Here is a 21,498-nt window from a genome sequence, read left to right as displayed (position 1 = left end):
ATGAATCCCTGCGGGGCCTGTCCCGTGCGCAGCCTGACGGTGTGCGCCGCGCTGGAACCCGAGGAATTGCGCCGTCTTGCCGACATTCTGCAGAATGTGCGCATCGACGCCGGCCACACCCTGTTCGCCGAGGGTGACGCCGCCGACGCGCTCTACAACGTCACATCGGGCACGGTGAAGCTGTACAAGCTGCTGCCGGACGGGCGCCGCCAGATCACCGGCTTCCTGGTGACCGGCGATTTCCTGGGGCTGGCCGTCAACGACAGCTATGCCTACACCGCCGAGTCGGTGACCAGCGCCTCGCTCTGCCGCTTCCCGCGCAAGAAGATCGACGCGCTGCTGGAGGAATTCCCCAAGATGCAGCGGCGCCTGTTCTCCATGGCGTCGAACGAGCTGGCCGCCGCGCAGGACCAGATGCTTCTGCTCGGCCGCAAGACGGCGAAGGAGAAGATCTGCTCCTTCCTGCTGATGCTGTCGCAGCGCGCCGCCCGCCGCGGCCACAAGGAAAACCCGGTCTTCGTGCCGATGAGCCGCGCCGACATCGCCGACTATCTCGGCCTGACCACCGAAACCGTCAGCCGCACCTTCACCCAGCTGAAGACCGCCGGGGTGATCTCGCTGCAGGAAGGCAACAAGGTCCTGATCGCCGACCTCGATGCGATGTACGATCTGGCCGAAGGGGCCTGAGTCCCTCGCCTTCGCCGGGTGCGGGCGTGTCGGGCAATCTTTCCACGGATTACACGGATTTAGACACGGATTTCACGGATGTTCCTCCGCAAAGCCGCAGGCTTCCGGAGAAGCATCCGGTCCGGCAAGCCATAAAAAATCCGTGTAATCCGTGCCTAAATCCGTGTGGATCTTGCCGGCTGCGCCCGCAAGCCGGCAAGGATCTGGCGCGGCATTGCGGAGCGGTCAGTCCACCGGCCGCAGTTCGAACAGCAGCCACACCAGCATCGAGACCACGAGGATGGCGCCGGCCTGATGGGCGGCGGCGATGGGGATCCACACCACGGTCAGCAGCGTGGCGATGCCCATGGCGATCTGCAGCAGGACCATGGCGCCCGATGCCAGGGCGGCGCGGCCGGCGCGGCCGGGCAGGCGGGCATTGACGACGCGAGCGGCCAGCACCAGGACCACCACGCCGGTCAGGATCGCCAGCACGCGATGGATCAGCTGGATCGCCGCGGTGTTCTCGAACGGGTTGATCCACCAGGGGGTCAGCGTGTCGACCTCCGGCGGGATCCAGTGGCCGGCCATCAGCGGGAAGGTGTTGTAGGCGAAGCCGGCATCTGATCCGGCGACGAAGGCGCCCCAGACGATGGTGACGGCGACCAGCCCCAGCGCCCAGCGGGCATGGCGGCGCAACGGCGCCGATTCCGGCCGCCAGCCGGCCAGCGGCAGCGGATCGAGCAGGCCGAACGCGGTGCGCAGCAGCAGGCCATAGATCAGGATCGCGGTGCTGAGATGCAGGGCCAGCCGGTAATGGCTGACGTTCGGCGAATCGACCAGCCCGCTCTTCACCATGAACCAGCCGATGCCGCCCTGCAGCCCGCCCAGCAGGAACAGCCCGGCCAGCTTCGGCCAAAGCTCTGCCGAGATGCGGCCCTGCATCCAGAAGCGCAGGAAGGGGATCAGGAAGACGAAGCCGATCAGCTGGCCCCACAGCCGGTGGAACCACTCCCACCAGAAGATCGACTGGAAGCCGGCCAGATCCATGTGGCTGTTGTAGATGCGGAATTCCGGTGTCGCTTTGTACAGGTCGAAGACGCGGTTCCATTCCGCCGAGGACAGCGGCGGCAGGATGCCGATCAGCGGCTTCCACTCCACCATCGACAGGCCGGATTCCGTCAGCCGGGTAATGGCGCCGATCACGGCCATGGCCAGCACCATGGCGGCGCAGACCAGAAGCCAGACGGCGATCGGTCGGTTCGGATTCGGGCGGGTGGAGGCGGCGAAGCTGTCGGAGGCGAAGGCGGTCAAGGCGGCATTCCGGAGCACGGCGGTGGGATGTTCGCCAATGTGGTGCGAACATCCCGTCCCGTCAAACTCCTCGTGCCCGGCGCCTCTTATCCGGGGCCCGCCGAGCGGCGGATCAGACGGTGCCGTCGGCGGTGGTCACCCCGGTCTGGGGCTGGGCGGTCTGGCCCTGGAACAGTGCCTCTTCCGCCGCGCGGCGGGCGACGAGGCCGGCCAGCTTGGTCGGCTTGCCGTTCACCGTGGCATAGACCCAGCGGCCGAACTGTTCGGCGGCCCCGGCGTAATCGCCGGCATTCAGCAGCTTCAGCAGGGTCGAGCTTTGCAGGCTGCCGGCGCCCAGGTTGAAGACGAAGGAGGACAGGGCGCCGCGCTGGTCGTCGTTCAGCGCCACCTTCACCAGCCCGTCGACGCGGCCCGCCGCCTCGGTCAGGTCGCAGGCGAGAAAGGCGTCGGCCTGCTCGGCGGTGATGGTCTGGCCCATCTTCACCCCGGCGGTGTGGCCGTAACCGATGGTGGGAACGCCGGCCGGGCAGAGATAGGCGTTGAGGTACAGGCCCTCGAAATGCTTCACGAGATCGACCGCGGCTTGGCAGACCGGCTTGGTGGTCATGGATGCTAACTCCCGGTTGGCGCGCCGGGCGGACACCCTCCGCCCGCAACGGGAGCGATCCTAAGCGAGATACGCGCTTAGCGGGAAGGATAGAATGCAAATTGTCGTAATTCGGCGAAAGCCCACCGGATGGGCTGCCGGAGAGTCCCGGAGAGTCAGGGTGTCAGCGTCTGCGCGGCGCCGAACAGCACGAACAGGGCGAACAGAAGCGCGAACAGCCCGGCAATGGTCGTGACCTCCAGCAGCGCCTCCACCAGCCGGCTCTCGCGATTCCGCCAGTCCACCGCCTTCCGTTTCGCCGCCATCGTCCCCTCCACCTCTGCAGCCCCGGTATTCGCTAAAATTTTAGCGAATACCGGGGCGTGGTGCTGTGACGGCAGTCACAGGGGGGAAGGGAGTTGGCCGGGATCAGTGAAGGCGGAAATCGGCGGCAGCGTGGCGAAGCTCGCCGGGGGTGATCAGGGTCTGGCTCGCCAGCCGCACCGAATGCAGCTTGCCGTCCAGATTGCGCTGCCAGAAATCGAGGAAGCGGCGCAGCACCGGATAGTCCGGCGCCTGGTCCAGCTCCTGCCACAGGTAGCACTGCAGCAGGCCGGGATGGTCCGGCATATGATAGAGAATCTCGGCGGTGGTCAGGCGGAAATCGCGGAGCTGGAGGCTGAGATCGGCCATGCGCGGTCTCCCGTTCGGTTGGGGGATCGGGTGGGTCTGGCGGTGTCCGGTTCCTCCCGGTGCCGTCCCGGTAGGAAGGCAGGCGCCGGAACGGTCGGGTCCTTCGTGACCGTTTGAAGAAATCTTGCCGCGGGGCAGGGCGGGGCGCAATGGAAAATATCAAGTTATTTCAGTGTGTTAGCAGCATGTTTCGGTGAGTGCTGCCGACATTCGCGACAAATTCCGAAATGAGCCTCTTGAATCCCCAAACCGCTTCTATTAGCTGTCTGGCACTCGCCGGGTGGGAGTGCTAACAGCCGCCGCCCGCGCCAATTCACGTCAGTCAGAACCAAGCCTTGATCCAAGGAGGCATTCCATGAAGTTCCGCCCGCTGCACGACCGCGTCGTCGTCAAGCGTCTGGAGTCCGACACCAAGACCAAGGGTGGGATCATCATCCCCGACACGGCCAAGGAAAAGCCGCAGGAAGGCGAGATCATCGCCGTCGGCCCCGGCGCCCGTGACGAGTCGGGCAAGGTCGTGGCGCTGGACGTCAAGGCCGGCGACCGTATCCTGTTCGGCAAGTGGTCGGGCACGGAAGTGAAGATCGAAGGCGTCGATTACCTGATCATGAAGGAATCGGACATCATGGGCGTCATCGAGGCCTAAGTCCTCCGCCCGTATCCTTCGAAATTTACAAGTTAAAGGAATCGAGACATGGCTGCCAAAGACGTCAAGTTCGGCCCCACCGCGCGCGAAAAGCTGCTGCGTGGCGTTGACATCCTCGCCGACGCCGTGAAGGTCACGCTGGGCCCGAAGGGCCGCAACGTCGTGATCGAGAAGTCCTTCGGCGCTCCGCGCATCACCAAGGACGGTGTGTCGGTCGCCAAGGAAATCGAACTGTCGGACAAGTTCGAGAACATGGGCGCCCAGATGGTCCGCGAGGTCGCCTCGAAGACCAACGATCTGGCCGGTGACGGCACCACCACCGCCACCGTCCTGGCCCAGGCCATCGTCCGCGAAGGCGTGACGAAGGTCGCCGCCGGCCTGAACCCGATGGACCTGAAGCGCGGCATCGACATCGCCGTCGCCGCCGTCGTCGCCGACATCCAGGCCCGCGCCAAGAAGGTCACGACCAACGACGAGATCGCCCAGGTCGGCACCATCTCCGCCAACGGCGAAGCCGAGATCGGCAAGATGATCGCCCAGGCGATGGAGCGCGTCGGCAACGAGGGCGTCATCACGGTGGAAGAGGCCAAGAGCCTGGACACCGAGCTGGACGTCGTCGAGGGCATGCAGTTCGACCGCGGCTACCTGTCGCCGTACTTCATCACCAACGCCGACAAGATGATCGCGGATCTCGAGAATCCGTACATCCTGCTGCACGAGAAGAAGCTGTCGGGTCTGCAGCCGCTGCTGCCGGTCCTGGAGTCGGTCGTGCAGTCGTCGCGTCCGCTGCTGATCATCGCCGAGGACATCGAGGGCGAGGCTCTGGCCACCCTGGTCGTCAACAAGCTGCGCGGCGGCCTGAAGATCGCCGCCGTGAAGGCCCCGGGCTTCGGTGATCGCCGCAAGGCGATGCTGGAGGACATGGCCATCCTGACCGGCGGCCAGGTCATCTCGGAAGACCTCGGCATCAAGCTCGAGAACGTCACGCTCGACATGCTGGGCACCGCCAAGAAGGTCGTGATCTCCAAGGAGACCACCACGATCGTCGACGGCGCCGGCGAGAAGGCCGACATCGAAGCCCGTTGCGGCCAGATCCGCGCCCAGGCCGAGGAGACCACCTCGGACTACGACCGCGAGAAGCTGCAGGAGCGTCTGGCCAAGCTGGCCGGCGGCGTCGCGGTCATCCGCGTCGGCGGTGCGACCGAGGTCGAGGTGAAGGAGCGCAAGGACCGCGTTGACGACGCCATGCACGCCACCCGCGCCGCGGTGGAAGAGGGCGTGGTCGCCGGTGGCGGTTCGGCCCTGCTGTACGCCGGCAAGGCTCTGGACAAGCTGGTCCCGGCCAACGACGAGCAGCGCGTCGGCATCGACATCATCCGCCGCGCCCTGCAGGCCCCGGTCCGTCAGATCGCCTACAACGCGGGCACCGACGGTTCGATCGTGGTCGGCAAGCTGCTGGACCAGAACGACGCCAACTTCGGCTACGACGCCCAGAAGGGTGAGTTCACCGATCTGGTCGCCGCCGGCATCATCGATCCGGTGAAGGTGGTTCGCACCGCCCTGCAGGACGCGGCCTCGATCGCCGGCCTGCTGATCACCACCGAGGCGATGATCGCCGAGAAGCCGGAGAAGAAGGCTGCTCCGGGCGGCATGCCGGGTGGCATGGGCGGCATGGACGACATGGGCTTCTAATAGCCCACTGTCCGGCTGTCGGTCGGTTCGGAAAGGGGCGCCTCCGCAAGGGGGCGCCCTTTTTCTTTTGCCCGGAGGGATGCGGGGGGAGCGGGGCATACAGGCATGCAGCTTGGTGTTGAGCCACTCCGCCGAACCGCCGGGCACCGCTTTCAGCGTCATCCCCGAAGGCGGGGATCCAGCCGTTTCAAGCACTTGCCCCGAAGGCCTGGACCCCCGCCTTCGCGGGGGTGACGGTCGATGAGGTGTGATTCAGGCCTCAGTCGGACGTGCGGCGCCTGTGCGAGTGCCGATGGGCCGTGACATCCCGCCATCCTGAAATGTCAAGGCGAACTCCGCCTTGCTTTGCCGCGGTCGCCTCCCAATAATCCGCCCCTCTCTTGCCGGGTGCCCCAGCGTGGGGCGCCGGCCTCCTGACTTCCGTATATTTTAACGAGGGCCTGTTCCATGCGCTCCTTCGAGGGCCAGCATTCCGACAACGTCGCCATCAAGCGCACCCGCGAGCAGAAGCAGCGCCAGCTGGTTCAGCTCAAGGAGCAGCTGGCGACGCTGAAAGCCCACGCGGCCCCCGCCATCCGTGAAGCGTTGGTCAAGCGCATCGCCGAACTCGACGCCGAACTGCGCCAGCCCGCCAAGCCGCCCCGCGAAGGTCGTGAGGGCCGCGAAGGCCGCGAGGGTCGTGGTGGCGAGGGCCGTGAAGACGCGCCGCGCCATCCCCGCCGCGAATCCCGCCCCAGCGTCTTCCGCGCCGAAGACAGCAGCGACCGCGCCGGTGCCCTGTCCGCGTCCAGCGTCTTCGCCTCGCCCCGCCGCCGCAGCTAGAGCTTCCTGCGTTCAGTATGAAACGCAGGAAGCTCCAGCCATATGTTTGGCGATCGGAGTCACGCTTCAAATCGATGCCGATTTTACGCGATCCGATCTAACGCACGGACAGCCCGATGCCCGCCGACCGCGTCGCCTCCGCCAAAGGTTCCCGTCTGGCCGATCAGGCCTGGCTGCTGATGATGCTGCCTCCCCTGTTCTGGGCTGGCAACGCGGTCCTGGGGCGCGCGGTCGCCGGGGCGGTGCCGCCCATCGGGCTGGCCTTCTGGCGCTGGTGCCTGGGCATGCTGGTGGTGCTGCCCTTCGCCTGGCCGCATCTGCGCCACGACATCACGCCGATCCTGGCGCGGTGGAAGAGCGTCCTGTTGCTGGGCACGCTGGGCATCGGCATCTACAACACCTTCCAATACATCGCGCTGAACACGACGACCGCGCTGAACTGCGTGATGCTGCAGTCGTCGATGCCGGTGATGATCGTGCTGATGAGCCTCGTCCTGTTCCGCGACCGGATCGGGGCGATGCAGGGGGTGGGGATCGCCGTCTCCCTGGTCGGCGCGACGACGCTGATCTCGCACGGCGATCCGGCGACCCTGCTGGGGCTGGAACTGAATGCCGGCGACGTCTGGATGCTGGCGGCGGTGGTGATCTATGCCGCCTATACCACGCTGCTGCGCCGCCGGCCGGCGATCCATGGCCTGAGCTTCGTCGTTGTCACCTTCGCCATCGGCGCGGTGGAACTGCTGCCTTTCTATATCTGGGAGAGCCTGAGCGGGCACCCGGTGCAGGCCAGCGGCATCACGCTGCTGGCGGTCGGCTATACCGTGCTGTTCCCGTCCATCGCCGCCTATCTGTGCTTCAACCGGGCGGTGGAGCTGCTCGGTCCCAACACCGCCGGTCTCGCCATCCATCTGGTGCCGGTTTTCGGCAGCCTGCTGGCCATCCTGTTCCTGGGCGAGCAGCCGCATCTGTATCACGGGGTCGGCATCGCGCTGATCGCCGCCGGTATTGTCCTGGCGACCCGCCGCCGGGCCTGAGCGGGGGCGGGAACTGGGGCTGGCTCGGTAATAAAGTTACCGCTAAAGAGAAATTTTCGGGCTGCGTCGGCGAAATAAAAAGCTGGGAACTGATTGTTTCCCATGGGACAAAGTTGGGAGGGTGTTTTCCGCGGACTGGTAATCGGTCCGGGAGAAGAACTTGCGAATATACTTGCGAAGTTCGCCATCCGGTTTTTTCCCGCGCCGCGGGATAGCGTCTTGATTGGGCTTCTTGTTCGGGTGTTCGCCCGTATAATATCCCCGATATCCTTTTAGACACCCCCGCTATCCCTCGCGCCTGCGGCGGTCAATAAGGGACGACCGCTAAAATACGGGTCATGGCGGCGGTTCGGTGTCGGATCGATCGTCATGTGGAGCCGGCGCTGTTCGCCGGTCCGATGTGGTGGAGGTCCCAAGATGCCCCTGCAAATGTCCGCGCCCGCTTACCAGCAAGCCGCCTGCCTGGTTCATATCGTCGACGGCGACCTGCTGTCGCGCAGCACGCTCTCGCGGGCGCTGGGCGCCGTCGGTATCGCCTGCCGGGTCCACAGCACCGCCGCCGATGCGCTGGCCGTGCTGGGCACCGCGTCCTCCTGCATCGTCCTGCGCAGCGACCTGCCGGACATGACCGCCATCGAATTCATGTCCGAGGCCTCGCTGCACGGGCATGACCTGCCGGTGCTGGTGGTGACCGAGCAGGGCGACGTCGACGCCGCCGTGGCCGCGATGAAGGCAGGCGCCATGGACTGCATCGCCCATCCCTTCGCCATCCCGGCCTTCCTGGAGCGGCTGCGCGCCTGTCTCGCCTCCGGCAATCCCCAGGCCCAGCAGCGCGACCGCAGCCGCGACGCCGTCCGCCGGCTAGCCCTGCTGAGCCGCCGCGAGTCGGAGGTTCTGGAACTGATCGTCGAGGGCAAGCAGAGCAAGACCATCGCCTGGGAACTGGGCATCAGCATCAAGACGGTGGAGGTCCACCGCGCCCGCATCATGGAAAAGACCGGCTGCCGGTCCATCGTCGGGCTGGGCCGCCTGTGGGAGGCGGCGGAGATGCTGCGCGGGCGCGACCTGCTCCATGGGCTTCCCGTCCGCCAGCCGGCCCAGCCTGCACTGATGGAAGTGGCTGCATCCTGACGCAGGGCACGAGGCGGAATCCTGGAAGTTGCGCTTCGTCCGGTTCCGGCCGGGCGAAAAATGAGACGAGACGTGTCCTTTACGTGGGCTTGACCACAAGAGGATTGTAATGTTCTGGCGATGAGCAACCAGAACGCCGACAGGAGCGGTCCTATGTTCCCCGATCATGGTCACCGTCGCATCACCGTGGCGTCGCCCGACGACATCGCCACGGCGCGTCGGATCGCGGCGGAGCGGGCCGAGGGCGTTCTGGCGGCCGACGAGGCGGCCCGGCTGGACCGGCTGGTGGCCGTGCTGGCCGAGCATGCGCTGGGCCGGCCGGACGGGACGCTGCTGATCGCGCGGATGCGGTCGGGCGCCGGTGTCGAATGCCTGGCCTACGACCGCGATCCCGCCACCGCCGAACTGCCGGCGCCTGATTCGCTTGCCGGGGTCGGCATCGCGCTGGAAACGGTTCGGGCGCAGGCCGACCGCTTCCACATCCATGTGACGCCGGGCATCGGCTCGGCGCTGCTGGCCCGCGTGCTGCGGCCCGGGGCGGACGACGCGCCGACCGCCGACGCCATGGTGCAGACCGGGACGGTCATGGTCGAGCGGAGCGGGGGCGAGGCCGCGCGGGGCGGCCCCTTCATCGACCATTGGTTCGTCGGCTGCGCGCCGGCCCGCGGCGAGTACGGCCCCTGCGGCATCGCGCTGATGATCGACGGCGACACGGTGGCCGGCGGCAATGCAGGCGTGGCTGCCGGAGCCGGATCCGATGCCGGGGGAGGTGAGGTCTATGGTCCTCCTCCCTATCCCCCCACGGTGATGACGCCCGCGGTGATCCGGCAGGTGGAAACGGTGGTCGCCGCCACGGTGCCCGGCCTGCCGGCGCCCATGGTGGTCAATGCGATCCGGCGCGATTTGAAGGGGCGGCCCGAACTGGGGCTTTCCGAGGACAAGACCCTGGCGCAGATCGGACGGGCCGCCGTCGCGGTTCTGCGATTCGACGCCAAGGCCGTCGACTATACCGCGCTCGGCACCGTGGCCGGGGCGGTGGTGCGCCCGCAGGAGCTGACGGCGCTCGGCGCGCGCTGGGCGATGATCGGCTTCAACCCGCTGGCCCCGGCCGCCGTCCATCTGCTGTGGGGACCGGGCGACCATGTCGTGCTCTACACCGGCGGATGCGCCCGGCTGCCCGCCCTGTTCATCCGCCGTGACCTGCGCACGGTCGACCCGACGCTGGCGGCGCTGGTCCTGCTGCGCGACGGCGCTGTGTGCGACGACGACCACACCATCCTGGTGCTGCGCAACCGCGCCGATCAGGTGTCGGCGTCGGTCGCCTGACGAGGCTTATCGGCCCCAGCCTTGCGGGCCGCCGGGGCGTTCCCAGGCATGCGGGTCGCCGTTGTGGTCCCGCTCCCGCTGGTGCCAGCCGCGATCGCCCCAATCGCGACCCCCCCGGCCGTGATCGTCATCCCACGAGCGGTAGCGGTAACCGGGCTGCACGATGACCGGCGGCGGCACCGCATAGACGGTGGGCGGCGGCACCACCACCGGCTCGCTGTAGGTGGGATAATAATAGGGGTCGTAGCCATCGTAGGCGACACAGCCGGACAACGCGGCGGCGCCCGCGGCCAGAAGCAGGGCGGTCAGCATCTTCGGCAGGATGGTGGGACGGACGGTGCTCATGGCCTTGCTTCCTGTCTTGCGGGGACCGGGATCGGTGAGGAAAGCGGTCATCGGTACAAACAGCCCAACCCACCCGGCTATTCCATACCTCTTTGGCGTCACCCTGTCCGGAGCAGGTGCGTCGGCGGATCGTCCATCGCGGTTTCTGATGGATGAAACAAGAACTATGAATTTCACATATCCGATTGGCGCCGTCATCCTGTGTCTCGACTTCCTCCACTGCATGAAGACGAGGCCATCATGAAAGCCATCGGCTACCGCAAGTCCCTGCCCATCACCGATGCCGACGCGCTGATCGACGTCGAGATCGACCGCCCGGCCGCCACCGGCCGCGACCTGCTGGTCCGGGTGCAGGCGGTGTCGGTCAACCCGGTGGACACCAAGCTGCGCCGCAACGCCTCGCCGGCCGAGGGTGACCTGCGCGTCCTCGGCTTCGATGCCGCCGGCATCGTCGAGGCGGTCGGGGCGGACGTGACCCTGTTCCGTCCCGGCGACGCGGTGTTCTATGCCGGCGCCATCGACCGCCCCGGCACCAACAGCGAGTTTCATCTGGTCGACGAGCGCATCGTCGGCGCCCGTCCGGCCAGCCTGAGCGTCGCCGAGGCCGCCGCCCTGCCGCTGACCGCGATCACCGCCTGGGAGATGCTGTTCGACCGGCTGGGCCTGCCGCGTGATACCAGTGAGAAAAATAATGGAGAGGGCAAGTCGCTGCTGATCGTCGGCGGGGCGGGCGGCGTCGGCTCCATCGCCATCCAGCTGGCCCGCCGGCTGAGCAAGGTCCGGGTGCTGGCCACCGCGTCCCGTCCGGAGACCGCCGACTGGGTGCGCGAGCTGGGCGCCCATGACGTGATCGACCACAGCCGGCCGATGGCGGAGCAGGTGAAGGCGCTGGGGCTGTCCGGCGTCGATTACGTCTTCTCCACCAACGCGACCGACCGCCATTTCCAGGATCTGGTCGAGCTGGTGGCGCCGCAGGGCCACATCGGCCTGATCGACGATCCGGAGCCCATCGACGTCCGCCTGCTGAAGCGCAAGAGCGTCTCGTTGCATTGGGAGCTGATGTTCACCCGGTCGCTGTTCCAGACCGCCGACATGATCGCCCAGCACGAGCTGCTGACCGAGGTGTCGCGGCTGGTCGACGCCGGAACCCTGCGCACGACGCTGACGGAAACGCTGGGACGCATCGATGCCGCCACCCTGCGCAAGGCCCATGCCCTGATCGAATCGGGCAAGGCGCGCGGCAAGGTGGTGCTGGAGGGCTTCTGATCGGCGTCCCCCCTCCGCTCTACCCCGCCAGGGCGAGCGGCGGGCGGGCCGGGCGCATCGCCGCCAGGCTCTCGACGATGAAGCCGACCAGCGGTTCGGCGAGGCGGCGATTGCGCGGCGTCTCGCCGAAGATCGCCATTTCGACATTGCCCAACTCGGGCAGGCCGTCTTCCACCCCCAGCCGGCGCACGCCGTCGGGCACCGAGGATTCGCTGAGCACCGCCACCCCCAGCCCGGCGCGGACGGCGGCCTGCACCCCCATGACGCTGGCGCTGGTGTAGACCACCCGCCAGGACCGGCCGGTCTCGCCCAGCGCCGCCAGCCCGCGGTTGCGGAAGACGCAAGGGGCCGGCAGGGCGCAGAAGGGCAGGGGACCGTCGGTCGGGATTTCCAGACCGGGGGCGGCGATCCAGCGCATCGGCTCGGTCCAGATGGCGCGGCCGCGGCCGTCGCCGGCATCGCGGCGCGAGATCACGAGGTCGAGATCGCCCCCATCCAGCGCCGAGACCAGATCGCTGCACATGCCCACCCGCACGTCGATGTGCAGGCGTGGGTGCAGCTTGGCGAAGCGGCGCAGCACATGGGGCAGATGGTCGGACAGGAAATATTCGGCCACGCCCAGCCGCAGTTCGCCCTCCGCCGCCGGTTCGGTGAAGCGGCGCACCGTCTCGTCGTTCAGGTCCAGCATGCGGCGGGCATAGCCCATCAGCAGTTCGCCGTCATGAGTCAGCGCCAGCGACCGGCTGGTGCGCTCGAACACCCGACGGCCGAGAAGATCCTCCAGCTTCTTGACCTTGACGCTGATCGCCGACTGCGTCCGCCCCAGCCGTTCGGCCGCCGCGGTGAAACCGCCGGCCTCCGCCACGGTGACGAAGGCGCGCAGCGCGTCGATCTCCAGGTCGGGCAGGGACATGAGGATGCATTCCGGATGGTCATTGGTGGGGCTTATCCTATCGCGATCGCTCATGGATGGCGAGCGGCGCATCCGGGCGGCCTGTGGGACAAGCGGCGGCCGGGCCGTTGAAGCCGGGCGGGAGCGTCCTCATTGTCAGCCCCCGGGCCTCGCCGCCCGGATGCCCGACGATGCTTGAGGAGAGAGACGTCCGATGATCCGCTTTTCCGCGCCGGCCGGCAGTATGGTCCTCGCGCTTGCCGCTGCCGCCCTGCTCGCCGGCTGCCAGATGCCGGGCACCATGCCGCCGCCGCAACAGACCGCCGCCCTGCCGCCGCCGGCCGTGCCCAAGCCGCCGCCGGAAGCCCGCGGCATCTGGATCGTCGGCAGTCCGGCCCTGCGCGGCACCGTCGATCAGGCGGCGGCCAAATATAACGGCGGCCCCGACACCAAGCCGCATCTCGACGCCCGCGGCACCGCCGCCGGCTTCCGCGCCTTCTGTGGCGGCGTCGGGCTGGACCATCCCGACATGGTGGCCTCCGACCGTCCGATCAGCGCCGCCGAATACAAGCGCTGCCGCACCGCCGGCATCACGCTGACCGAGTATGATTTCGGGCCGAAGCGCTTCGTCTATGTCAAGGACTCGCACATGATGGCGGTGCCCGGCGTCAACGACTTCGTCACCAGCTGGAGCCAGACCGGCAAACCGGTGAGCGCACCGACGGCTGGGAGCTGAGGGGCGCTCACCCCGCCGCGAACAGCCCGCCCTCGTCGGGGGCGTCGGCCGCGTCGTCGGCATTCGGGTCGCCGAGCGCGGTTTCCCAGCCCAGGGCCGGCAGGGTGATGGCGCGGGTGTTGCCCAGGCCGCTGCGGCTGGTGATGAAGCCGCGCTGTTCCATGTAGGTCAGCAGGCGGCGGCCGCGTCCCTTCGACCGGCTGCCGCAGGCGCGCGCCACGTCGGCGTCGGACGGGCAGGGGGCGTGGTCCAGCGCGGCGCGGGCCAGCAGCAGGAAGACCGGCTGGATGTCCTCCGCCAGGGTGGCGGCGACCTCCGTCGCGCGCTGCCAAGCGGGATCGTCGCCGCTGCCGGCCCCGGCGCGGGCGGTCGCCAGACGGCGGCGGAAGGCGGGCAGGGCCAGCCGGTCGCCATCCACCCCGCGGCCCCGGCAGCGCACCAGAAAATCCTGGTACAGCACGGCCAGCGAGCGGTAGGGCGCCTCCGGATCGGCCAGCACCTCGGCTAGCACCTCGTCATAACCGGCCTCGCGCTCGGCGGCCTGCTCAGGCGTTTCCTCCGGCTCCAAAGGCAGCAGGGCCGGCTGTTCGGCGGCGCTTTCGTCGGTTGACGGCGGCGGGGCGGCGGGACGGCCGCGCGCCAGCTGCGCCATCAGGTCGGCGCTGGCCGAGGTGGAGGGGCGGCGCACGTAGCGCGGCGGCTCCGGCTCGGTGGTGGTGAAGATCAGGTCGCGGGCATCCGCCACCGGGGTGGTGGGCGGCGGCATCAGGGTCGGGCTGCCGGTGCGGCCCTGGGTCTCCACCGCGCCGATGCGCAGCGGCAGCGGCCGGCGCGAGAGGGCGGGGCCGAGCGCGATGAAATGGCCGCGCTCCAGGTCACGGAACATCTCCGCCTGCCGGCGCTCCATGCCCAGCAGGTCGGCAGCGCGTGCCATGTCGATGTCGAGGAAGGTGCGCCCCATCAGGAAGTTCGACGCCTCGGCGGCGACGTTCTTCGCCAGCTTGGCCAGACGCTGGGTGGCGATCACCCCGGCCAGCCCGCGCTTGCGCCCGCGGCACATCAGGTTGGTCATGGCGCCGAGCGAGACCTTGCGCGCCTCGTCCGACACTTCGCCGGCGGCCGAGGGGGCGAACAGCTGCGCCTCGTCCACCACCACCAGCATCGGATACCAGAAATCGCGGTCGGCATCGAACAGCCCGCCCAGGAAGGCGGCGGCGTGGCGCATCTGCATTTCCGCGTCCAGCCCCTCCAAGTTCAGGACGACGGAGACGCGATGCTGGCGCACGCGGGCGGCGACGGATTGCAGGGCGGCCTCGCTGTGCTCGTCCGCCTCGACCACCACATGGCCGAAGCGTTCGGCCAGGGTGACGAAGTCGCCCTCCGGGTCGATCACCGCCTGCTGCACCCATTGGGCGCTCTGTTCGATCAGCCGGCGCAGCAGGTGCGACTTGCCGGAGCCGGAATTGCCCTGGACCAGCAGACGGGTCGCCAGCAGCTCTTCCAGGTCGAGCGTCGCGGCGCCGCCCGCGTTCGTCGCCCCCATGTCGATGCCGACCTTCATCCCGCTCGCCTCCCACTCACCCGAACCGCCTCCAAGACTGGCGGGGCCTTCCTATAGCGCAGGCGGGCGCGGCGATACGAGGATTCGATTCGGGACGGCCGGGCCGCAGACGGGGAACCACTCTCCGCCCGATTGAGCGGCGATGGCTCGGATGAGCGTTCCGGTGGTGGGGTGGGTCTTGCGGCGAAGGGCGGTTTGACTATAGTCTTGCGGACAGGAGGGTGCGGTGCCAGCCGCACCCCCCGTCCGGTCCGGTTACTTCAGCAGGTCAAGGATCGCCTTGATCAGCTGAAGCACCAGGACCAGGAGGACGAGTGCTTTTTCCACTCTGTGCTCCCAGGTAGGTGGGACGCGGGCGGTGGCCATTCCGCCGCCCGGTTCCCACCGTTGCATGCATAGCGATGCGCGATGGTGCGGGCAATGCACATTCCACCGCGCCGTGTGTGTGACGGGGTTGCGATCAACCGAAAATCCGATTCTGCCTGTTCCCCCGCGTCTGCGGAGGGAGGGCGCGTTGCGCAACACCGTGGCGCTGCGGTCATGAAACCGCAAACAAGCTCTGTTACAAGCGGGTGCTGATCTTATGCGGGATCGGCGCTGGCGGACCGAGCGATGACTGTGCTGACCACGACAAAAGCCGGGGCCATGGCCGGCGCCAAAACCGGGCGGACGGCGAATGATGCCGCCGAACCCTATGGCGCGAACTGGACCGCCGTCCGCTCCGCCGAGGGTGCCGCCGCGGCGTTCGATTGGGCATCGGCGGTCGGGCTGTTGCGCTATGCCTTCCAACCCATCGTCCAACTGCGGTCCGGCCGCTGCCATGGCTATGAGGCGCTGCTGCGCGGGTTCGAGCGCACCCGCTTTGCCAACGCGGGCGAGTTGCTGGACGCCGCCGAGGCCGCCGGCCTGCTGGCGACGGTGGAGACGGCGCTGCATGCCAAGGCGGTCGCCGCCTATCGCGCGCTGTCGGGCTGGAGCGAGGCGAAGCTGTTCCTGAACCTGGACGCCCGGTTGATCGGCCGACCCGACTCGCCCTGGCTCGCCCGTGATCCGGCGGCATCGCGCAACAGCGGCATCGTGCTGGAACTGTCGGAAAGCCGGCCGGTGCCCAGCGGCGTCGCGGTGGATGCGGCGGTGGACCGCTACCGCCAGAGCGGGGTCGGCATCGCCATCGACGATTTCGGCGTCGGCCATTCCGGCCTGCGCACGCTGTACGAGGCGCGGCCGGACTATGTGAAGATCGACCGCTTCTTCATCGCCGGCATCGACGCGGACTCGCGCAAGCGGGCGCTGGTGGCGGCCTTGGCCGGCCATGCCCATGCGCTGGGCATCCAGATCGTGGCGGAGGGGGTGGAGACTGCGGCCGAGTTCTACACCTGCCGCGATCTGGGCTGCGACTTTGCGCAGGGCTTCCTGATCGCCCGGCCGCGGGTGGATCTGACCGGGCTGCCCAACCGCTATGCGATGGTGGAGGATCTCAACCGCCAGGACCGCCGCCAGCCCAGCGAATCGCACCGCCGCCTGTCGGAGGTGATCGAACGGCTGCCGCCGCTGCGGGTGGATTCGCGCAAGACCGAGCTGCTGGACTATTTCCGCCGCGACGGCAGCGCCCCCATCGCACCGATCACCGACGAGCATGACCGGCCGCTCGGCCTGATCCGCGAGCGCGACCTGAAGCGTTACGTCTATTCGCGCTTCGGCGGGGAGTTGCTGCGCAACCGTGGCCTGGGCGACCGGCTGGACGATCTGGTCATCCGTTCACCGGTCTGCGACATCTCCACCCCGCTGGACCGGGTGATCGAGGCCTTCTCCACCGAATCCGCCGCCGACGGGATCGTCATCGTCGAGGGCGGCGCCTATGCCGGCGTGCTGTCGAGCGGCGCCCTGCTGCGGCTGGTGCATGAGCGCAATCTGGCGATGGCGACCGACCAGAACCCCCTGACCCGGCTGCCGGGCAACGCGGCGATCCTGCGCCACATCGAAGGGGCGCTGGCCGATGCGGGGCGCGGCCATGTGCTGGCCTATCTGGATTTTGACAACTTCAAACCCTTCAACGACAATTTCGGCTTCCGCCAGGGCGACCGTGCCATCCTGATGTTCAGCGAGCGGCTGAAGGCCTGGGCCGGCAGCGCCGGGGCTTCCATCGACGCCGACGCCTTCGCCGGTCATATCGGCGGCGACGACTTCTTCCTGGGCGTCAGCGGCGGCGAGGAGGGCGAGGTGCTGGCCCGGCTGGTGGAACTGCTGGCCCTGTTCCGCTCCGACGCCGAAAGCCTGTACGACGCCGAAACGCGGGTCAGCGGTGGGTTTTTGGCGAAAGACCGCTATGGAGCGCTGCGGCGCTTCCCCTTGCTGGCGGCCAGCGGCGTCGCCGTGGTGATCCCGCCCGGCGGCGGCCAGCTGACCCCCGACGCCGTCAACGCCGCCATCGCCGACCACAAGGCCGCCGCCAAGGGGGCGGAGGACAAGCTGTGCGTGGTGCGGCTGGGGTGAGTGCCTGTATCTTTCTAGTGCCGATTGTCGGCCGTCATCCCCGCGAAGGCGCTACGGGATGCACACAACTCAGACCGATATTAAGCCTCTGGAATAAAGGGTACTTTGCGTCATCCCCGCGAAGGCGGGGATCCAAGAAACTCCGCAATGAAGCCGCTCAATCGGGTGGATTCCCGCCTTCGCGGGAATGACGGCCGAGAGAAGTGTATGATGTGTGGCGCTTGTTTGAATGCTCAACTTCTGAGCAACGGCATCCTAGACCCATGGTGATCCCGATGAGCGACCACGATAGCTTCACCGATGAGCAACTCGCCGCCATGAGGCACCCGCCTCTGGCGAAGCGGGTTCGCCGTTCGACCGGTCTGTCGCAGGAGGCATTCGCCGAGCGTTTCGGCATTCCGCTGCGCACGCTACAGGAGTGGGAGCAGGGGCGGCGGGAGCCGGATGCCGCCGTTGCGTCCTACCTGCGCGTCATCGAAAAGCAACCCGACATGGTCGCCCAGGTTCTAGCGGCCGAGTGACGGCAAACCGCACCCAACTCCCTCACGCATAATCCCGGAAGCTCTCCGCCGTCGCGCGGTCGTAGCCCAGGCTGGCGCGCAGGAGCTGCAACGTGTAGGGCTCGCGCGCGGCACCCCGGCGCAATTCCTCCACCGTCATCTCCTCCACCAGACGGCCGCGGTTCATCACCGCCAGCCGGTCGCACAGGTTGGCGACGACGGCGAGGTTGTGGGTGACCAGCACCAGGGTCAGGCCGTGCTCCGCCCGCAGCCGGCGCAGCAGGTTCAGGATCTCCGCCTGCACCGAGACGTCGAGCGCCGAGGTCGGCTCGTCCAGCAGCAGGACGCGCGGCTCCAGTACCAGGGCGCGGGCGATGGCGACGCGCTGGCGCTGGCCGCCCGACAGCTGGTGCGGGTAGCGGAAGCGGAAGGCGGGGCCGAGCCCGACATCGCGCAGAACCCGGTCGATGCGGGCGTCGGCATCGCCCAGCCCGTGGATGGCGATGGGCTCGGCCAGGATGCGGTCCACCGTGTGGCGCGGGTGTAGCGAGCCGTAGGGGTCCTGGAACACCATCTGGCAGAGCTTGTAGAAACCCTTTTGCCGTTTCGGTCCCTGCTCCGTGCCGGCGACGGCGATGCGGCCGGTCCAGTCGTCGTTCAGGCCGCTGACCGCGCGCAGGACGGTGGATTTCCCGGAGCCTGATTCGCCGACGAGGCCGAAGCTTTCCCCCTCCCGCACCGACAGGGTGACGCCGTCCACTGCGGTGACGGCATCGGCGCCATCGCCGAAACTGACCCGCAGGTCCTGGATGTCGATCATCATCGTCCTTACGCCTCCAGCCAGGCGGGGTCGCGGCTCAGCACCGGCAGGTCGCCCGGCGGCTCGTCGATCTTCGGCAGGCTGGCCAGCAGGCCACGGGTGTAGGGGTGCTGGGCGGCGTGCAGTTCCGACGCGCGACAGCTTTCCACCACCCGGCCGGCATACATGATGAGGATGCGGTCGCAGAAGGAGGCGACAAGGTTCAGGTCGTGGCTGACGAAGATCATGCCCATGCCGCGCTGGGAACAGAGGTCGTCGAGGATCGCCAGCACCTGCATCTGCACGGTGACGTCCAGCGCCGAGGTCGGCTCGTCGGCGATCAGCAGGTCGGGGTCGGGGATCAGCATCATCGCGATCATGATGCGCTGGCCCATGCCACCCGACACCTCGTGCGGGTAGCGGTCATAGACCCGTTCCGGATCGCGGATGCGCACGGCGGCCAGCATCTCCAGCGCCCGGCGCTTGGCCTCGGCGGCGCCGGCCTTGCTGTGGACGCGGTAGGCCTCGGCGATCTGGCGGCCGACGGTCATCACCGGGTTCAGCGAGTATTTCGGGTCCTGCATCACCATGGCGATGCGCCGTCCGCGGATGTCGCGCATGCGCTTGGCCGAGGCCGCCAGCAGATCCTCGCCGTTGAAGGCCAGCCGGTCGGCGGTGACCCGGCCCGGCGGCGGGACGAGGCGCAGGATGGAGCGGCCGGTCATCGACTTGCCGGATCCCGACTCGCCGACGATGCCCAGCTTCTCCCGGCCCAAGGTGAAGGAGACGCCGCGCACCGCCTCGGCCATGCCGGTGCGGGTGGGGAAGGCGACGCGGAGGTTGGAGACTTCGAGCAGGGGAGTGTTGCCCGCCATCTTTTGATTGGTCATTGTCAGTCCCCCTTCGGGTCGAGCACGTCGCGCAACCCGTCGCCCAGCAGGTTGAAACCCAGGCTGACGATGAAGATGGCGAAGCCCGGCATGGCGGCGACCCACCATTGCTCCAGCACATATTGCCGGCCGCTGGCGATCATCGCCCCCCATTCCGGCAGCGGCGGCTGGGCGCCGAGGCCGAGGAAGCCGAGGCCGGCGGCGGTCAGGATCACGCCGGCCATGTCCAGCGTCGTCCGCACGATCAGCGAGGCGACGCACAGCGGCATGATATGGCCGAGGATGATGCGCAGGCTGGAGGCGCCCTGCAGCCGGGCGGCGCTGATAAAGTCGGCGCGGCGGACCGTCAGCGTCTCCGCCCGGGCGATGCGGGCATAGGGCGGCCAGGAAGTGATGGCGATGGCGATCACCGCATTCTCGATACCGGGGCCGAGCGCGGCGACGAAGGCCAGCGCCAGGATCAGCTTGGGGAAGGCCAGCGCGATGTCGGTGATGCGCATCAGCACGGTGTCGACCCAGCCGCCGAAATAGCCGGCGACCGTGCCGATCACCAGCCCGGCCAGCGGCGCCGTCACCGCCACCAGCGCCACGATCATCAGCGTCAGCCGCGCGCCATGGATCAGGCGCGAGAGGATGTCGCGTCCGAAGGCGTCGGTGCCCAGCCAATGGGCCGCACTCGGCGGCATCAGCCGGTTGTCCAGATTTTGGGCATAGGGATGGTAGGGCGCCAGCACCGGGGCCAGTGCCGCGACGACGACCAGGGCCAGCACGATCAGCAGCCCGGCGACGGCCAGCCGGTTGCGGCGGAAGGCGGTCCAGCCGGCCCAGGCGCGGCCAAGCCGGGCCTGGGCGCGGGACTGCGGCGTGTCGGTGGTCAGCCAGTCCCGCCAGCCGGCGGATCGGGTGTCGGTGTGCGCAGTCATCGGGCACGCGGATCCAGAAGGCGATAGAGCAGGTCGGACAGCAGGTTCAGCGCGATGAAGACCGCGCCGACCACCAGCGTCCCGCCCAGCACCGCGTTCATGTCGGCGCTGAGCAGCGAATTGGTGATGTAGAGCCCAAGGCCGGGCCAGGCGAACACCGTCTCGGTCAGCACCGACCCTTCCAGCAGGCTGGCATAGGACAGGGCGATGACGGTGATCAGCGGCACCGCGATGTTGCCCAGCGCATGGCGCCAGACCACGCGGGTCTCCGACAGGCCCTTCACCCGGGCGGTGGTGATGTATTCCTGACGCAGCTGGTCCAGCATGAAGCCGCGCGTCATCCGCGCGATGTAGGCGACGCTGTAGAGGCCGAGGATGGCCGACGGCAGAACCAGATGCTGGACGGCGTTCCAGAACATCTCGGTCTCGCCGGCCAGCAGGGCGTCGACGGTGACGATGCCGGTCAGCGGATCGACCATGCCCTCGTAGAAGACGTCGACCCGCCCCGGTCCCGGCACCCAGTCCAGCTTGGCGTAGAACAGCAGCAGCGCCATCAGCCCGAGCCAGAAGATCGGCACCGAATGGCCGATCAGGCCGAGCAGGCGGATGGCATGGTCGGGCCAGCGCCCGCGGTGGGTGGCGGCGAACACCCCGGCCGGCACGCCCAGCAGCGCACCGAGCACGACGGCGACCGTCGCCAGCTCCAGCGTCGCCGGGAAGACGCGCAGCACATCCTCCAGCACCGGGCGGGAGGTCAGCACCGAGGTGCCGAGGTCGCCCTGCAGCACGTCGCCGACATAGCGGAGGAACTGCTGCCACAGCGGCAGGTCGAGGCCGAGCTGCGTGCGCATCTGCGCATAGCTTTCGGCGTTCGCCCGGTCGCCGAGCGCGGACAACACCGGGTCGATCGGCACGACGCGGCCGATCAGGAACGTGACCAGCAGCAGGCCCAGCAGGGTGGCGGCGACCGTGACCAGCAGGGTCAGGCCGCGTTTCAGCGTAGGCAAGAGGACTCCCTCGCGATTTGGAGGCGCTAGGGAATCACAGTCGGGGCTTTGTGCAAAGCCCGTCAAGGGCATAGGGGGGTATGAGAGGGAAGTGGGTGCTGTGGATGCGCCCCTTGCCCCCTCCCTATCCCTCCCCCGCGTTCCGCGGGAGAGGGGATTGGATGCTAGGTGCCGTG

22 protein-coding genes are annotated in these 21,498 nt (G+C 68.2%); 11 read left to right on the top strand and 11 right to left on the bottom strand.

The genetic code is table 11. The annotated features are described in order from the left end of the window. The first annotated feature begins 24 nt into the window (after positions 1–24). The gene (locus tag TSO5_RS04040; RefSeq protein ID WP_244434101.1) at positions 25–687 is read left to right on the top strand and encodes a cyclic nucleotide-binding domain-containing protein; all 663 of its coding nucleotides are present in this window, start codon (positions 25–27) and stop codon (positions 685–687) included. Between the two features lie 225 nt (positions 688–912). Here TSO5_RS04040 and TSO5_RS04035 read toward each other — a convergent pair whose 3' ends face one another. The 4 genes from TSO5_RS04035 to TSO5_RS04025 all read right to left on the bottom strand — a co-directional run bounded on the left by TSO5_RS04035 (position 913) and on the right by TSO5_RS04025 (position 3,259). Next, on the bottom strand, positions 913–1,980 hold the full coding sequence (locus TSO5_RS04035) for a COX15/CtaA family protein (RefSeq protein ID WP_109150362.1): 1,068 nt from the start codon (positions 1,978–1,980) through the stop codon (positions 913–915). Between the two features lie 112 nt (positions 1,981–2,092). Then, positions 2,093–2,587 carry a lysozyme gene (locus TSO5_RS04030; RefSeq protein WP_109150361.1) on the bottom strand — a complete coding sequence of 165 codons (495 nt, stop codon included), beginning with the start codon at positions 2,585–2,587 and terminating at the stop codon, positions 2,093–2,095. 155 nt (positions 2,588–2,742) lie between these two features. After that, positions 2,743–2,892 (bottom strand): hypothetical protein, encoded by a 150-nt coding sequence (locus TSO5_RS32590; RefSeq protein WP_158282350.1) that lies wholly within the window; start codon positions 2,890–2,892, stop codon positions 2,743–2,745. Between the two features lie 103 nt (positions 2,893–2,995). After that, complete coding sequence (locus TSO5_RS04025; protein WP_109150360.1) at positions 2,996–3,259, bottom strand: usg protein; 264 nt, start codon at positions 3,257–3,259, stop codon at positions 2,996–2,998. A 355-nt stretch (positions 3,260–3,614) separates the two neighbouring features. Here TSO5_RS04025 and groES point away from each other — a divergent pair, with 355 nt between their 5' ends. From groES to TSO5_RS03995, 6 genes are all read left to right on the top strand, one after another. Continuing rightward, on the top strand, positions 3,615–3,905 hold the full coding sequence (gene groES / locus TSO5_RS04020) for a co-chaperone GroES (RefSeq protein WP_042702035.1): 291 nt from the start codon (positions 3,615–3,617) through the stop codon (positions 3,903–3,905). Between the two features lie 48 nt (positions 3,906–3,953). Then, positions 3,954–5,597 (top strand): chaperonin GroEL, encoded by a 1,644-nt coding sequence (groL, locus tag TSO5_RS04015; protein WP_109074319.1) that lies wholly within the window; start codon positions 3,954–3,956, stop codon positions 5,595–5,597. Positions 5,598–6,044: 447 nt separating this feature from the next. Next, positions 6,045–6,419 carry a hypothetical protein gene (locus tag TSO5_RS04010; protein ID WP_109074318.1) on the top strand — a complete coding sequence of 125 codons (375 nt, stop codon included), beginning with the start codon at positions 6,045–6,047 and terminating at the stop codon, positions 6,417–6,419. A gap of 116 nt (positions 6,420–6,535) precedes the next feature. Further along, positions 6,536–7,453: a DMT family transporter gene (locus TSO5_RS04005; RefSeq protein ID WP_109150359.1), complete on the top strand. Its 918-nt coding sequence runs from the start codon at positions 6,536–6,538 to the stop codon at positions 7,451–7,453. Positions 7,454–7,882: 429 nt separating this feature from the next. After that, positions 7,883–8,584, top strand: a complete 702-nt coding sequence (locus TSO5_RS04000) for a LuxR C-terminal-related transcriptional regulator (RefSeq protein ID WP_247870582.1) — start codon at positions 7,883–7,885, stop codon at positions 8,582–8,584. 153 nt (positions 8,585–8,737) lie between these two features. Further along, the gene (locus tag TSO5_RS03995) at positions 8,738–9,910 is read left to right on the top strand and encodes a hypothetical protein (protein WP_109150357.1); all 1,173 of its coding nucleotides are present in this window, start codon (positions 8,738–8,740) and stop codon (positions 9,908–9,910) included. Between the two features lie 6 nt (positions 9,911–9,916). Here the strand turns inward: TSO5_RS03995 and TSO5_RS03990 are convergent, their stop codons facing one another. Then, positions 9,917–10,255, bottom strand: coding sequence for a hypothetical protein (locus TSO5_RS03990; protein ID WP_146203680.1), 339 nt, complete (start codon positions 10,253–10,255; stop codon positions 9,917–9,919). A 240-nt stretch (positions 10,256–10,495) separates the two neighbouring features. On the opposite strand from TSO5_RS03990, the gene TSO5_RS03985 reads away from it, so the two are divergent. Next, complete coding sequence (locus tag TSO5_RS03985) at positions 10,496–11,521, top strand: zinc-binding alcohol dehydrogenase family protein (protein ID WP_109150355.1); 1,026 nt, start codon at positions 10,496–10,498, stop codon at positions 11,519–11,521. A 19-nt stretch (positions 11,522–11,540) separates the two neighbouring features. Here TSO5_RS03985 and TSO5_RS03980 read toward each other — a convergent pair whose 3' ends face one another. Beyond that, positions 11,541–12,434, bottom strand: a complete 894-nt coding sequence (locus TSO5_RS03980; protein WP_109150354.1) for a LysR substrate-binding domain-containing protein — start codon at positions 12,432–12,434, stop codon at positions 11,541–11,543. 193 nt (positions 12,435–12,627) lie between these two features. Here TSO5_RS03980 and TSO5_RS03975 point away from each other — a divergent pair, with 193 nt between their 5' ends. Then, positions 12,628–13,149, top strand: coding sequence for a substrate-binding domain-containing protein (locus TSO5_RS03975; RefSeq protein WP_109150353.1), 522 nt, complete (start codon positions 12,628–12,630; stop codon positions 13,147–13,149). 7 nt (positions 13,150–13,156) lie between these two features. On the opposite strand, the gene TSO5_RS03970 is transcribed toward TSO5_RS03975, so the two are convergent. Further along, positions 13,157–14,710, bottom strand: a complete 1,554-nt coding sequence (locus tag TSO5_RS03970) for an ATP-binding protein (protein ID WP_109150352.1) — start codon at positions 14,708–14,710, stop codon at positions 13,157–13,159. Between the two features lie 612 nt (positions 14,711–15,322). Here TSO5_RS03970 and TSO5_RS03965 point away from each other — a divergent pair. Together TSO5_RS03965 and TSO5_RS03960 are read left to right on the top strand one after the other, a co-directional pair. Continuing rightward, entirely contained in the window at positions 15,323–17,203 is a 1,881-nt protein-coding gene (locus TSO5_RS03965) for a GGDEF domain-containing protein (RefSeq protein ID WP_109150351.1), read from the top strand. Between the two features lie 275 nt (positions 17,204–17,478). Then, the gene (locus TSO5_RS03960) at positions 17,479–17,724 is read left to right on the top strand and encodes a helix-turn-helix domain-containing protein (protein ID WP_247870581.1); all 246 of its coding nucleotides are present in this window, start codon (positions 17,479–17,481) and stop codon (positions 17,722–17,724) included. Between the two features lie 22 nt (positions 17,725–17,746). Here the strand turns inward: TSO5_RS03960 and TSO5_RS03955 are convergent, their stop codons facing one another. From TSO5_RS03955 to TSO5_RS03940, 4 genes are read right to left on the bottom strand one after another with little or no spacing between them, the layout of a single operon-like run. Then, complete coding sequence (locus tag TSO5_RS03955; RefSeq protein WP_109150349.1) at positions 17,747–18,526, bottom strand: ABC transporter ATP-binding protein; 780 nt, start codon at positions 18,524–18,526, stop codon at positions 17,747–17,749. A gap of 5 nt (positions 18,527–18,531) precedes the next feature. Continuing rightward, positions 18,532–19,392: an ABC transporter ATP-binding protein gene (locus TSO5_RS03950; protein WP_247870580.1), complete on the bottom strand. Its 861-nt coding sequence runs from the start codon at positions 19,390–19,392 to the stop codon at positions 18,532–18,534. A gap of 2 nt (positions 19,393–19,394) precedes the next feature. Next, positions 19,395–20,315 carry a nickel transporter permease gene (nikC, locus tag TSO5_RS03945; protein WP_109150348.1) on the bottom strand — a complete coding sequence of 307 codons (921 nt, stop codon included), beginning with the start codon at positions 20,313–20,315 and terminating at the stop codon, positions 19,395–19,397. After that, entirely contained in the window at positions 20,312–21,322 is a 1,011-nt protein-coding gene (locus tag TSO5_RS03940; RefSeq protein ID WP_109150347.1) for an ABC transporter permease, read from the bottom strand. Before TSO5_RS03940 ends, nikC begins: the two co-directional genes overlap by 4 nt. Positions 21,323–21,498 lie beyond the last annotated feature (176 nt).

Source organism: Azospirillum sp. TSO5, from assembly GCF_003116065.1.
GTDB lineage: Bacteria > Pseudomonadota > Alphaproteobacteria > Azospirillales > Azospirillaceae > Azospirillum.
This window is presented reverse-complemented; position numbering and strand designations above follow the sequence as displayed.